This is a genomic window from Caproiciproducens sp. MSJ-32 (assembly GCF_018918055.1).
Lineage (GTDB): Bacteria > Bacillota > Clostridia > Clostridiales > Clostridiaceae > Clostridium.
Map to the genome: position 1 here is coordinate 1 of NZ_JAHLPS010000004.1, position 13,652 is coordinate 13,652.

The 13,652-nt window shown below is 29.4% G+C and carries 11 protein-coding genes and 3 pseudogenes; 11 read left to right on the forward strand and 3 right to left on the reverse strand.

Annotated elements, in window-relative coordinates; translation table 11 throughout:
• Positions 1-91: 91 nt before the first annotated feature.
• Positions 92-265 carry a hypothetical protein gene (locus KQI16_RS00260; RefSeq protein WP_216431435.1) on the reverse strand — a complete coding sequence of 58 codons (174 nt, stop codon included), beginning with the start codon at positions 263-265 and terminating at the stop codon, positions 92-94.
• A 362-nt stretch (positions 266-627) separates the two neighbouring features.
• Between KQI16_RS00260 and KQI16_RS00265 the strand changes: the two genes are divergently transcribed.
• Together KQI16_RS00265 and KQI16_RS00270 are read left to right on the forward strand one after the other, a co-directional pair.
• Positions 628-1,569 (forward strand): DNA-3-methyladenine glycosylase family protein, encoded by a 942-nt coding sequence (locus tag KQI16_RS00265; RefSeq protein ID WP_119864402.1) that lies wholly within the window; start codon positions 628-630, stop codon positions 1,567-1,569.
• 241 nt (positions 1,570-1,810) lie between these two features.
• A complete protein-coding gene (locus tag KQI16_RS00270; RefSeq protein ID WP_216431436.1) occupies positions 1,811-2,764 on the forward strand; it encodes an N-acetylglucosamine kinase in 954 nt (317 codons plus the stop codon).
• Positions 2,765-2,870: 106 nt separating this feature from the next.
• Here the strand turns inward: KQI16_RS00270 and KQI16_RS00275 are convergent.
• Positions 2,871-3,668: pseudogene (locus tag KQI16_RS00275) on the reverse strand (PTS system mannose/fructose/sorbose family transporter subunit IID); the annotation flags it as partial.
• 68 nt (positions 3,669-3,736) lie between these two features.
• Here KQI16_RS00275 and KQI16_RS00280 point away from each other — a divergent pair.
• Positions 3,737-4,303 (forward strand): AraC family ligand binding domain-containing protein, encoded by a 567-nt coding sequence (locus tag KQI16_RS00280; protein ID WP_216431437.1) that lies wholly within the window; start codon positions 3,737-3,739, stop codon positions 4,301-4,303.
• 314 nt (positions 4,304-4,617) lie between these two features.
• On the opposite strand, the gene KQI16_RS00285 is transcribed toward KQI16_RS00280, so the two are convergent.
• Positions 4,618-4,737 carry a preprotein translocase subunit YajC gene (locus KQI16_RS00285; RefSeq protein WP_286172814.1) on the reverse strand — a complete coding sequence of 40 codons (120 nt, stop codon included), beginning with the start codon at positions 4,735-4,737 and terminating at the stop codon, positions 4,618-4,620.
• 277 nt (positions 4,738-5,014) lie between these two features.
• Here KQI16_RS00285 and KQI16_RS00290 point away from each other — a divergent pair, with 277 nt between their 5' ends.
• The 8 genes and pseudogenes from KQI16_RS00290 to KQI16_RS00325 all read left to right on the forward strand — a co-directional run bounded on the left by KQI16_RS00290 (position 5,015) and on the right by KQI16_RS00325 (position 13,464).
• Entirely contained in the window at positions 5,015-5,194 is a 180-nt protein-coding gene (locus tag KQI16_RS00290; protein ID WP_216431439.1) for a hypothetical protein, read from the forward strand.
• Positions 5,172-6,031: pseudogene (locus tag KQI16_RS00295) on the forward strand (PfkB family carbohydrate kinase). The gene KQI16_RS00290 and the pseudogene KQI16_RS00295 overlap by 23 nt, the downstream one beginning before the upstream one ends.
• Positions 6,032-6,161: 130 nt before the next feature.
• Positions 6,162-7,015, forward strand: a pseudogene (locus KQI16_RS00300) (tagatose bisphosphate family class II aldolase).
• A 364-nt stretch (positions 7,016-7,379) separates the two neighbouring features.
• Positions 7,380-7,664, forward strand: a complete 285-nt coding sequence (gene groES, locus KQI16_RS00305; RefSeq protein ID WP_216431440.1) for a co-chaperone GroES — start codon at positions 7,380-7,382, stop codon at positions 7,662-7,664.
• A gap of 13 nt (positions 7,665-7,677) precedes the next feature.
• Complete coding sequence (gene groL / locus KQI16_RS00310) at positions 7,678-9,297, forward strand: chaperonin GroEL (RefSeq protein ID WP_216431441.1); 1,620 nt, start codon at positions 7,678-7,680, stop codon at positions 9,295-9,297.
• A 390-nt stretch (positions 9,298-9,687) separates the two neighbouring features.
• Positions 9,688-10,437 (forward strand): prepilin peptidase, encoded by a 750-nt coding sequence (locus tag KQI16_RS00315; RefSeq protein WP_216431442.1) that lies wholly within the window; start codon positions 9,688-9,690, stop codon positions 10,435-10,437.
• Positions 10,438-10,553: 116 nt separating this feature from the next.
• A complete protein-coding gene (locus KQI16_RS00320; protein ID WP_216431443.1) occupies positions 10,554-12,245 on the forward strand; it encodes a GspE/PulE family protein in 1,692 nt (563 codons plus the stop codon).
• 16 nt (positions 12,246-12,261) lie between these two features.
• Positions 12,262-13,464 carry a type II secretion system F family protein gene (locus KQI16_RS00325; protein ID WP_216431444.1) on the forward strand — a complete coding sequence of 401 codons (1,203 nt, stop codon included), beginning with the start codon at positions 12,262-12,264 and terminating at the stop codon, positions 13,462-13,464.
• Positions 13,465-13,652 lie beyond the last annotated feature (188 nt).

The window sequence follows — 13,652 nt, forward strand, 5'->3', positions numbered from 1 at the left end:
AGGTGTATCTATATACATGGCCTACGGCCTTTTTCTCTTCCAAAATTTCAATAAAATAGAAAAAATCTAATTTCCTATAAAGAAAAAAGCTTTACTGGAAATTAGATGCGAAATCTCTGATAGAAAAGAATAATCCTCCAAAGAAGTATATTCCAGTTCCAAGAATTATAGCAGCTATTAATCCACTTTTGCTAAGAGAAGAGTTTTTATAAGCTATAAAGGATATTAAAAATGAACAAGTTAATCCTATGAAAAAATCTAACATCTAATCACTTCCTAAAATAATATTTTATATATAAGGAAAAGAAATAAAAAATATACTTAATAATAATTGTATTTGTAAAAATAGTTATATCAAGAGTAAAAAGAGCAAAAAATTATAAGTATTTTTAAGAAGGCTATTTGGAATTATATATAAATAGAAGGATTTTAATAACTTGACAAATTATAAAAACTAGCAGTAAAGTATTAAATAAGAATAATTATTAGTAGAATTAATATTTAAAAGTTTATTTAAAATAAATTATAGATAAAATCAATTAACTACTTAGAGTGTTTTATCATTATAAACTAATAGTATAAATTTATTTTAATTGATAAGTGAGAAAGATAAGGCAGGTTATAAATATGGATTTTAAAAGTGTTAAATTTATAGAAGACAAAGCTATTTTAGAAGAGGTAAAAAACTTTGATATTAAGCAAATATTAGAATGTGGCCAATGTTTTAGATGGGACAAAATAAGTGATACTGATTATATAGTAGTTGCCTTTGGAAGAGTAATAGAAATAACTCAAAAGGGAAATGAAGTAACAATACATAATACTAATGAAGAAGACTTTAATAATATATGGTTACATTATTTTGACTTAGAAACAAATTATGATGAAATAAAAGATAATCTTTCTAAAGATGAAATTCTTAGAGAAAGCATAAAATACGGATATGGTATAAGAATATTAAATCAAGATCCTTTTGAAATGCTAATAAGTTTTATAATATCTGCTAGAAATAGTATTCCTTCAATTAAGAAAACAGTAAAGAAAATATGCGAAAAGTGGGGAGATAAGATAGTATATAAAGGTAATGAATATTATACTTTCCCAACCCCAGAACAAATAAGTTCAGCCACTTTAGAAGAAATTCAAGAAACAGGTGCTTCCTTTAGAAGTAAATATATTGTAGATACTATTAAAAAGGTAAATGAAGCCTTAGAAGTAAAGAAGGATTATGAAGCAAATAAAGAAAATTATGATGAAAGACCTGAAATATTAGATTATGACTTAGAATACATAAAGAATCTAAATGATGATGAATGTCATATTGCCCTACAAAAGTTTATGGGGGTTGGAGCCAAGGTAGCGGACTGTATAATGTTGTTTTCTATGAAGAAAAAATCAGCTTTTCCTGTTGATGTTTGGGTAAAGAGAGCTATGATACATTTTTATGTTGCACCAGATGTATCTTTAAATAAAATGAGAATCTTTGCAAGAGATAAGTTTGGAAAATTCTCAGGAATGGCTCAACAATATCTTTTCTATTATGCTAGAGAAAATAAGATAGAAGTGTAGAATCAGTTAGGAGTGTGGAGCGTGTAGTGTGGAGTGATTAACTCAGTTAGGAGTGTGGAGCGTGTAGTGTGGAGTGATTAACTCAGTTAGGAGTGTGGAGTTAGGAGGGATTAATTTAGTGTAGAGTAAGGGCGTAAGCCCTTATTTTTTTGTTTAGATTATATAAAATGTAGTGAAAAAGTTATATAATGATATTGATTACATAAGTTATGTAAAAACTATTTAATGAAGGAGAGGTTGTATGTATTACTTAGGTATTGATGGTGGAGGAACTAAGACAAAGTACACTGTAGTTGATGATAATTTAAAGAAGCTATTGGAATTAGAAGGTGGAACAATTCATATTCACCAAGTAGGAGTGGAAGGAATAAAAAAAGAAATAACTGAAAACCTTGAAAAAATATTTTCTACTTTAAATATAAAAGCAAAGGATATTGCCTTTACTTTTGCAGGAGTACCTGGTTATGGAGAAAGTTTAGAAGATAAGAAACAAATTGATAAAACATTTAAGGAACTTTTAGATATGCCTTATAAGATTGAAAATGATGCAGTAAATGGCTGGGCAGCAGGAACAGCTTGTAGTCCAGGAATAAATATTGTTGCAGGAACAGGAAGTATAGCCTTTGGAATGAATGAAGAAGGAAAAATAGCAAGATGTGGTGGTTTTGGCCCAGGAATTGGTGATGATGCAAGTGCCTATTGGATAGGATTAAAAACTATAAATGAATATACTAAGCAAAAGGATGGAAGATCTGAAAAAACAATATTATTAGATATATTAGAAGAAAAATATAAAATTACTTATAAATATGAAATCGTTGATATAGTATTTAATAGATTAAAATTTAATAGAACCGATTTAGCTAAATTTTCAATGATATGCGCTGAAGCTGCTAATAAGGGATGCGCCGCTTCTAGGAAAATATTTAATGAAGCAGCTAGTGAAATATTTGCTCATTTAAGTGTTTTAGCTAAGAAGTTAGATTTAAAGGATAATTTTATAGTATCTTATACTGGAGGAGTATTTAAAGCAGGAGATTTAATATTGAAGCCCTTAAAGGATTTAATAAATAAATCTAATTTAAAATGTAAACTTCAAGAACCACAGTTAGAGCCATGGGATGGGTCAGTATTATTGGCTTATAAGCTAGCTGGAAATATTATTCCTGATAATGTAGAAGAATTATTTAATTAATAAAAAGGCAGCTTGTATAAAATCAAGCTGCCTTTTTATATTTTATTAAGGTTGGAATTATTTATGCTAATACTACAAAATTAATTTATGGATAGCATTTTCTTTATTATGCCCAAATGTTAAATACTCCACCAACAATACCTATTACAAGTAATAAGATTATGCATTTAACAGGTGTCCATTGTTTTTTCTTAATTAAGAAGAATAACAATAAAGTCATTGCTAGTGGTATCATTTGTGGAAGAACTCCATCTAATATAGCTTGAATATCTATTGGAGCTTCTCCGTTTTCAATTACAATATTTAAGCTTGTTGCACCATAGTTTGAAGTAAGTGCTCCAACTATAAATACACCTAGCATAGAAGCTGAACGAGTAAATTCTTTTGCGTTTTGAGTTAATATATCAATTGCCTTTGATCCTAAGTTATATGACCAATGCATTAACCAATATCTGATTCCAAATTGAACAGCGTTAAAGATTAATAGGAATAGGATTGGACCAGCTAGGGATCCGTTAATAGCCATATTTGAAGTTATACCAGCAGCGATTGGAACTAGTGTGAACCAGAAAATAGCATCCCCAATTCCACCTAAAGGTCCCATAGCAGCAACACGGACAGCACGAATAGTATTAGTATCAGCTTTTTGTTGCTCTAATGATAAAATTATACCCATAACAAAAGTTACAAGGAATGGATGAGTATTAAAGAACTCTAAGTTATGTTTCATAGATTTAGAAAGGTCTTCTTTATTAGTATGAATTCTTTCTAATTCAGGCAATATTCCGTATAACCATCCTGCAGCTTGCATTCTTTCATAGTTAAATGAAGCTTGTAAGAATAATGAACGCCAAACCATTTGATTTAAAACTTTTTTATCAAGTTGTTTAGCTGGAGTTAAATCTTAGTGATAAAGTTATTTCTAGCTTATATAATTTTTCGGAAACAACATATATAGAAATAGTTGAAGGGATGGCTGCCATATTAATAAGTGATTCAAGCAGTGGTAATTTTAAACTTTTTGCAGTCCATAAGAAATTAGAAATAAAGCCGAATATGTATTTTAATATTATTTCTATGACAGATCAAGTTACCTTCAATTTAATAATACCGTCTATATATAATCTTAAAGTAGAGTTTTTAAATCCTCCTTATGTTTATAATAGAATACTTCCTACTATAAGAATCCCTGAAATAGTAGCTTATTATTATACAATTAAAAGTCCTAAATATAAATTTAAAGGAGAAAGACATAATTTATATGAGTTAACTTTTGTTGATAGTGGAACTCTAGATACAACAGTTGATGGTGTTAATTATACTTTAAATTCATCAGATTTAATTATATATGGAAAAAATCAATTTCATACACAAGCTGTAAATAGTGACAGCTCTTGGTCCTATTTAACTATAATGTTTGATATGAAATGTGATGATGATAGTTTAATATGTAATAGGGTTTTTCATTGCAGAAAGGAATTATATAATGCTGTAAGAGCCTTTGCAAAAAAATATATCACTTACAATTCCTTATTCTGAAAATCTTATTATATGTAATTTTCATAAAATTATAATTAGATTATTCTAATATGACTATTTGGGGGCGAAGCCTATCAACATTTTCAAGACGAATTATTAGAAAAAATAATATCTTATATAAATGAAAGAATTTCTTCCCCAATAACTATAGAAGAGATTTGCAATAAATTTTCAGTTTCAAGGTCATCTTTATAAATGTTATTTAAGAATAATTTGAATATATCTCCAAAGAAATATATTAACGATTTAAAATTAGAAAAGAGCAAGAAGCTAATTAAAGAAAATAAATAATTGCATTTATGTTAGGATTTAATTCAATACATTATTTGAATTGCATATCTGGAAACAGTGATTACAGTGTTTTTAGCAATTTCAACTTCAACTGTTTCTTCTCCAACCTTTACGACTTTTCCGTAAATTCCTCCACAGAACATTACTTTCATGTCTGCTTTTAATTCAATTTAGCAACAGAAGTAGATGAAGATTTTGCCATTACTGAGTATCTATATAACAATAATATAGTAGTAAGTATAGTAGATTCAGCTTCTAGTTATGAAGAAGCTGTATTTGCTTTTGCTCATGGAGCAATTGCTAAGGGCTTTGAACCAGGTTCTAAGTTTATCTTTGGAGAAAATGAAATAGAGATTTATGAGGATGGAAGTGCTCACTTGGTAGAAAGCAAGGGATTAGCTGGTTGAATTTTAAGGATGAATGAAGGCCTGTGCATATGCTTTATTAAGTATTCTTTTAATTATAAATGCAGTACAGCAAGATTTTAATGAACTTTTATTAGCTTTGAGCATTGTTGGTTCAATATATAGTTTTTATACAGTAATTATCAATGTTATTGCCTTTGCTAAAATAAGAAATGATATTAGTTATAAATTTTAATACTTCAGTGGATAAAAGGTATGAAATAGAAGATATACAAAAGGGGAAAGTAATTAGAGCAAGAACCGTAGAAAATACACCTGGAGGAAAGGGAATACAGGTAGCTAATGTTGCTACTATTTTGAAGGAAGATTGTATAGCTACTGGTTTCTTAGGGGGAAAGACAGGAGAATTTATTGAGGAAAAGCTAAAAGAATATGGCATAAAGCAGGATTTTGTAAAGATAAAGGGCGATAGCAGAGAATGTTTAGCTTTTATAACAGAGGAATATACAGTAGTTAAACAAGGAAACTATATTTTAGAAAACAGATGGCAAGATGTACAAGACTTAGTTAATTTAGATCCAAAAAGAGTAGTTTATTTAGGATCAGGAGCATTAAGGGGACTAGTACAGGAAATGTGTCTTAAAAATCTAGAACTTACAAGTGGAAGAATAGTAAGCATGAGTGAAGGGGTGTTAGGCTTTAGACATGGTCCAAAGTCAATAATAAATGATGAAAACCTAGTAATATTTATGAATTCTATAAATAAATATACAAATCTTTATGATATGGATTTAATAAGAGAAATTCATGGAGATGCAGGTAATCATAAACTTGCAGTTATAAGCTATACAAAGAATGAAGAATTAAATGATTTGTGTGATAAATATATAATATAGAAATTGATGGTAAAGAAATTCCAGAAGTTTATACAGTATTTAACTATATGTTATTTGGACAAATGTTTGGATTATTTAATTCAATTAGGCTAGGAATTTCTCTAGATAATCCAAGACCAGATGGTACTGTTAATAGAGTTGTTAAAGGAGTAATTATTCATAAGTACAATAGATAAGCTTAGTAATTTTCATAAGAAGCCTATTATAAGTAAAAACAAAAGACAAGTTCTTTTATATAAGAACAAAAGATAAGTCCTTTTATAAGTAAGAGAGAATTTGAATTTTAAATAAAGGAGAGTAATAAATATGAAAATATTATCAACAAGAGAAATGTTAAAGAAGGACAAAGGGAAGGCTATGCTATACCAGCTTTTAATATTCATAACTTAGAAACATTACAAGTAGTAGTAGATACAGCAGCAGAATTAAGATTACCTGTAATCTTAGCAGGAATACCATCAACAATAGCTTATGCTGGTGGAGAATATATAGTGGCTATGGCTGAAATTGCAGCTAAAAAGTATGATATTCCAATAGCAATTCACTTAGATCATTATGAAGATGTTGAAGAAATTAAACACTAGATTGATTTAGGTTTTAAATCAGCAATGATTGATGCATCACATTTAGATTATGAAGATAACATAAGAATAGTTAAAGAAGTAGTTGAATATGCTCATAAGTATGATGCAACAGTAGAAGCATAACTTGGAAGATTAGGTGGACAAGAAGACGACTTAATAGTAGATGAAAAAGACTCTAAATATACTAATCCTGAGCAAGCAAGAGACTTTGTAGAAAGAACAGGAATAGATTCCTTAGCAATTGCAATAGGAACAGCTCATGGATTATATCAAGGGGAAGCAAAACTTGATTTTGATAGATTAAAGGAAATAAGAGATATGGTAGATGTACCATTAGTTCTACATGGAGCATCAGATGTAGCAGATGAATTAGTTAAGAAGGCAATATCTCTTGGAATCTGAAAGGTAAATGTAGCAACAGATTTAAAAATACCTTTCTCTGATGCAGTTAAAAAATACTTTAATGAAAACCCAGCTGAAAATGATCCAAGAAAATACATGACACCAGGAAAAGAAGCTATGAAGAAAGTTGTTGCTCATAAGATAATGGTTTGCGGAAGCAATGGAAAGGCTTAAATATCCCCCTTTATAAATGATCACTTAACATTAAGGGATTATCATAAAAAAGAAGATTGATATCAATCTTCTTTTTAGTTGAGTTTATTTATTAAATTCAAGGATTTTAAGAATAAAAACATACAGGAAGTAGTATAATAATACAATGAGTGTAGATATGTAAAAAACAAAGAAAAAAAACAAAATAGTGAGAGAAATAAAGATATTTATTGAAAATATTAAATATTTAGAATATATAGCTAAAGAGTATAATTTTAACAATTTGATTTTAAAAAAATAAAAGATTATTATAACATTGTTAGCACTTGATAGTAATGAGTGCTAATAACCAAGAATGATCAATTATATTTTAGGAGGGATTTTTATGAATATCAAACCACTAGCAGATAGAGTAGTTATTAAAAAGTTAGAAGCAGAAGAAACTACAAAAAGTGGAATAGTTCTAACTGGATCTGCAAAGGAAAGACCTCAAGAAGCTGAGGTTGTAGCAGTGGGACCTGGAGCGATTGTTGATGGAAAAAGATGTGATATGGAAGTAAAAGTTGGAGATAAAGTACTTTATTCAAAATATGCAGGAACAGATGTAAAGGTAAACGGAGAAGAATATACAATTTTAAGACAAGATGACATATTAGCAATAGTAGAATAAGGAGGTTTAGATTATGGCAAAGATGATTAAATTCGGTGAAGATGCTAGAAGAAAAATGCTAGCAGGTGTTGATGCTTTAGCTGATACTGTAAAGGTAACTTTAGGACCTAAGGGAAGAAACGTTGTATTAAGCAAGAAGTTTGGGGCACCACTTATAACAAATGATGGTGTTTCAATTGCTAGAGAAATAGAATTAGAAGATCCATATGAAAATATGGGAGCTCAACTTGTTAAAGAAGTTGCAACAAAAACAAATGATGTTGCAGGGGACGGTACTACTACAGCAACACTTTTAGCTCAAGCAATTATAAGAGAAGGTTTAAAGAATGTAACTGCTGGAGCTAATCCAATTTTAATTAGAAATGGTATTAAGATGGCTGTAGATAAGGCTGTTGAAGAAATAAAGAAAGCTTCTAAGCCTGTAAGTGGAAAGGAAGATATAGCTAGAGTTGCAGCTATTTCTGCAGCGGATGAAGAAATTGGTAAGTTAATATCAGATGCAATGGAAAAGGTAGGCAACGAAGGTGTTATCACTGTTGAAGAATCAAAGTCAATGGGAACAGAACTTGACGTTGTTGAAGGTATGCAATTTGATAGAGGATATGTATCAGCTTACATGGTAACAGATACTGAAAAGATGGAAGCTGTATTAGATAATCCGTATATTTTAATAGTTGATAAGAAGATTTCTAACATACAAGAACTTCTTCCAGTATTAGAACAAATAGTTCAATCAGGTAAGAAGCTATTAATCATAGCTGAAGATGTTGAAGGCGATGCAATGACTACATTAGTAGTTAACAAGTTAAGAGGAACTTTCACTTGCGTTGCAGTTAAGGCTCCAGGCTTTGGTGATAGAAGAAAGGAAATGCTTCAAGATATAGCTATCTTAACAGGTGGTAAGGTAATTTCTGAAGAATTAGGAATAGAATTAAAAGACGTTACTTTAGATATGCTAGGACAATGCGATAGCGTAAAGGTAACTAAAGAAACTACTACTATCGTAAATGGTAAAGGATCAAGCGAAGATATTAAAGAAAGAGTTGCACAAATAAAAGCTCAAATAGAAGAAACAACTTCAGAATTTGATAAGGAAAAATTAACTGAAAGATTAGCTAAATTAGCTGGTGGAGTTGCTGTAATTAAGGTTGGTGCAGCTACAGAAACAGAATTAAAAGAAAAGAAATTAAGAATAGAAGATGCTTTAGCAGCTACAAAAGCAGCTGTTGAAGAAGGTATTGTAGCAGGTGGTGGAGCTGCTTATGTTAATGTAATTAACGAAGTAGCTAAGGTAACTTCTGATGTACAAGATACTCAAATAGGTATAAATATTATAGTAAGAGCATTAGAAGAACCAATGAGACAAATTGCAACTAATGCAGGTCTTGAAGGTTCAGTAATAATAGAAAGAGTTAGAAATTCAGAAGCAGGAATTGGATATGATGCATTAAGAGGAGAATATGTTGACATGATTAAGGCTGGTATAGTTGACCCAACTAAGGTTACTAGATCAGCACTACAAAATGCAGCTTCAGTTGCAGCAACATTCTTAACTACAGAAGCAGCAGTTGTTGATGCACCAGAAAAAGAAAATCCAATGCCAGCTGGTCCAGGAATGGATGGAATGTACTAATAAATAAAGTTTAAATAAAGGGAATATGGTACTTATTTATATAGGAAGTACCATATTCTTTTTTTATTTTTAAATATTTAGATTATTGAATTATTAAAGATTAATCTTCTATATGTATAAGATTTAAAAATTTTTAATAAAAAAATCTTTTAAGGAGTTAAAATATCAAAAATTTTAATATTTTAGTCGAAAAATTATCCTAATATTGCCAAGTAAAAAATAAAATGGTAATATTAAAGAGCGATAGATTATTAACAAAATTGACATAATTAAAAAATAGTATTTATATCATTTTTATTTTTATATAATTAATTTTTGTATAACTACCAGTATAGAAAAATATACTTAATTATTAATAGTTTTGACAAAAGAAGAAGGCAGGTGAAAGTTTTGTATTTTATTGTATTTATTTTGGGAATTACTATTGGAAGTTTCCTTAATGTATGTATTTATAGAATACCTAGAGAAGAATCAATAGCCTTTCCAGCATCTCATTGTACAAACTGTGGTTATAAGTTAAAGCCTTATGATTTAATTCCTATATTTAGTTATATAGCTTTAAGAGGAAGATGTAGAAAGTGTAGTGAAAAAATTTCTATAATATATCCTTTAATAGAATTATTAAATGGGATTATATATGTTATAATATTCCATTTTTATGGAGTTAGCATAAGTACTATTTTTCTTTCGATTTTTTCTTCATTATTAATAGTTATTTCTGCGATAGATTTTAAAACTATGGAAATATATACCTCAACCACAGTTTTTGGTTTAGTTTTAGCTGTGATTTACATAATTCTTGCTTCTTATTTTAATGAGATAAATTATAAAGATAAACTTTTAGGTGGTTTAGTTGGCTTTCTGATTATCTTCCTAATAGTAAAAATATCTAGAGGAATGGGAGAAGGGGATTATGAAATTGCAGGCTTATGCGGATTATTCTTAGGCTTAAAGCTTGTGTTAGTGGCTTTATTTTTAGGAATAGTTATTGGAGGAATTGTAGCAAGTATTATTTTAATTTTAAAACTTAAAGGAAGAAAAGCTGAAATAGCCTTTGGACCTTATATTGCTATTGGGACTTTTATATCAATGATATTAGGTGATAGGATTTTACAAATTTATCTAGCTTTTTTCGCTTAATTTAAAGGTAATTAAATAAAATATTACCATTGAAAAAGCATCTTCTATGAATTAATATTAAAATAATCAAGCTATATATTCTAAAATGTAGGAATATTCAGGTAGGAGGGGAGTTTATGGCTTTAGTGCAAAAGAAAAGGCTTGGAGATATTCTGTTAATGGCAGAGAAAATAACTCCTTCTCAACTTCAAAGTGCATTAAAAACTCAAAAGATTTTAGGTAAAAAATTGGGAGAAGTTCTAATAGAAAGCGGAATAGTATCAGAAGAAGATATTATTGATGCTATTGTAGCGCAGACAGGGATAAAAAAAATAGATTTAAATAACATACAATTTGATAAAAAAGCCATTAAAATTGTACCTCAAAATCTTTGTAATAAATATAATTTAATTGCATTTGGATTTGAAGAAGACAAAATATTGGTTGCAATGTCTGATCCATTAAATATATTTGCAATTGATGATATTTCTATATCTACAGGTTTGGCTGTAAAAACTTTTATTGCGCCTAAAAAAGATATAGACAAGTTTGTAAAAATAAATTATAGCAGTGAAGGTGTTAACAAGGCTGCAGAAGAATTATCAAAAGAAACCTTAGAAGCAAAAACTATATCAGTAGATGTAGAAGAGGTTGATGATGTAAAGAATGCTCCAGTAGTTAAGATGATTGAGTACTTATTTAAGAACTCAATTGAAATGAGGGCATCTGATATTCATATAGAACCTTTTGAGAAGGAAATTAGAATAAGATATAGAATTGATGGAGAACTTACAACTATAAATACCTTAGGAATTGAAAGTTTAGCACCATTAATAACAAGAATAAAAATACTGGCAAATTTAAATATAGCAGAAAAAAGAATACCACAGGATGGAAGAATAATAACTAAAATCGGTAATACAGATGTTGACCTTAGAGTTTCAATTCTTCCAACGGTAAATGGTGAAAAGGTTGTTATTAGAATTTTAAATAGAGATAATTATAAGCTTGGAAAAGAGCATCTTGGATTGAGTAAGGCAAATCTTAGAAAGTTGAATAATATAATTTCTAATCCTCATGGAATTGTATTGGTTACTGGTCCAACAGGAAGTGGTAAGTCAACAACTCTTTATACTATATTAAGTGAACTAAACTCTAGTAATGTAAATATAGTTACTGTAGAAGATCCAGTAGAATATACCCTTGATGGAATTAATCAAGTTAATGTTAATAAAAAAGCTGGTTTAAGCTTTGCAAGTGGTTTAAGGAGTATTTTAAGGCAAGACCCTGATATTATCATGATTGGAGAAATAAGAGACGAAGAAACTGCTCAAATTGCTATAAAAGCAGCTATAACAGGCCATTTAGTTTTAAGTACTTTACATACTAACGACGCACCATCTTCAATAACTAGATTAGTTGATATGGGAGTTGAGCCCTATTTGGTTGCCAGCTCAGTTGTAGGAGTAATAGCTCAAAGATTAGTTAGAAAAATATGCCCATATTGCAAAGAGGAATATGAAGCCTCAGAATATGAAAGAAAAACTCTTACTGGAAGTTCTAATGGAACATTAAAGCTCTATAAGGGAAAAGGCTGTGGCCATTGTAATGGTACAGGATATATTGGAAGAATTGGTGTTTATGAGATAATGGAAGTAACGAGAGAACATAGAGATATTATTAATAAAACAAGGGATTCTGATATTTTAAAAGACATATCAATAAAATATGGAATGACAACCCTTGAAGATGAATGTAAAAAGCTAGTTTTAAATGGGACAACAACCATGCAGGAACTTGCAACCATAACATTGCTAGGGGATATATAAGGGGTGATAAGAAGTTATGAAAACTTATAAGTATAGAGCCATGAAGGAAGATGGAACTAAAATAGAAGGGAAATTTGAAGCAAGTTCCAGGGATGATGTAATAAATATGATAACTTCAAGTGGTTATTATCCTTTAAAAATAGAAGAAGTAGTTGAAAGTAAACCAATAGAATTAAAGATATTTGATAGAGTAACTAAAAAGGATTTAGCAGTATTTTGCAGGCAGTTTTATACCATGCTGGATGCAGGTGTATCAATAACTAACAGTATAAATATTTTATCAAAGGAAATACCAAATAAAAAATTAAGGGAAATCCTATCAAATATTGAGGATGATATCAAAAAAGGGGAACTTTTATCAGAGTCTATGGCTAAGTATAAACAATACTTTCCTCAATTATTAATTAAAATGGTTGAGTCTGGTGAAAATAGTGGAAATATTGATGAAATGATGCTTAGAATGTCTGTACATTTTGAAAAGGAAAATAAAATCAATAATAAGGTTAAGTCAGCTATGACCTATCCTGCAATTCTTAGCGTAGTTGCAGTGGGGGCAGTTATGTTTATTATGACCTTTGTAATGCCTACCTTTGTTGAGATGTTTGAGGGATTTGGAACAGAACTTCCTTTTATAACAAGGTTTATGCTGGCTACAAGTGAATTTTTAAGCAATAACTTAATTATAATATTGCTGGCAATAGGAATTTTAATTGTATTATTTAATATTTATAAGAAAAGTCCCCATGGAATTCAGACAATAAGCAGCTTAAAGTTGAAACTTCCTATTATAGGGAATTTAAATAAAAAAATAATAGTTTCAAGGTTTACAAGGACCTTATCCACCTTATTATCAGCTGGTGTTTCCCTAGTTCATGCCCTGCCTACAGTTGCAGGAGTATTGGAAAATAAGGTAGCAGAAGATGCAATTTTAAAAATTAGGGAAAGAGTTGTAAGGGGAGATGGCTTAAGCGGTCCAATTAGGGAAAATGATATTTTTCCTAAAATGCTCTCTTCAATGATAAGAATAGGTGAAGAATCAGGCTCCTTAGATAGTATCCTAAATAAAACAGCAGACTTTTATGATGATGAAGTTGAACAAGCAATTCAGGCAACAACTTCCCTTATAGAGCCTATGCTAATAGTTGTTATGGGAGTTGTAATTGGGGCTATAGTAATATCAATAATGCTTCCAATGTTTGATATGTACTCTCAAATGTAAAATTTAACTTAAGTCCTAGCTTAATAAATAAAGTTTATATTTAAAATTAATATAAAAATTAAAAAAAGATTGTGTAAAGTAAATATGAAAAAATAGCGTAGCTACATGTATAATTACACAATATTGTTCAGTTTTTCTTTAAAATTTAAAAAAATTGATTTAGAAAGCTTGTTTTAAACAAAAAATGG

Bases quoted from the DNA above. Each gene is read 5' to 3' on its own strand.
- KQI16_RS00325 (WP_216431444.1), top strand. From the start codon at position 12,262: ATGAAAACTTATAAGTATAGAGCCATGAAGGAAGATGGAACTAAAATA.
- KQI16_RS00280 (WP_216431437.1), top strand. From the start codon at position 3,737: ATGGCTGCCATATTAATAAGTGATTCAAGCAGTGGTAATTTTAAACTT.
- KQI16_RS00270 (WP_216431436.1), top strand. From the start codon at position 1,811: ATGTATTACTTAGGTATTGATGGTGGAGGAACTAAGACAAAGTACACT.
- KQI16_RS00290 (WP_216431439.1), top strand. From the start codon at position 5,015: ATGAAGGCCTGTGCATATGCTTTATTAAGTATTCTTTTAATTATAAAT.
- KQI16_RS00320 (WP_216431443.1), top strand. From the start codon at position 10,554: ATGGCTTTAGTGCAAAAGAAAAGGCTTGGAGATATTCTGTTAATGGCA.
- groL (WP_216431441.1), top strand. From the start codon at position 7,678: ATGGCAAAGATGATTAAATTCGGTGAAGATGCTAGAAGAAAAATGCTA.
- KQI16_RS00285 (WP_286172814.1), bottom strand. From the start codon at position 4,737: ATGTTCTGTGGAGGAATTTACGGAAAAGTCGTAAAGGTTGGAGAAGAA.
- KQI16_RS00260 (WP_216431435.1), bottom strand. From the start codon at position 265: ATGTTAGATTTTTTCATAGGATTAACTTGTTCATTTTTAATATCCTTT.
- KQI16_RS00265 (WP_119864402.1), top strand. From the start codon at position 628: ATGGATTTTAAAAGTGTTAAATTTATAGAAGACAAAGCTATTTTAGAA.
- groES (WP_216431440.1), top strand. From the start codon at position 7,380: ATGAATATCAAACCACTAGCAGATAGAGTAGTTATTAAAAAGTTAGAA.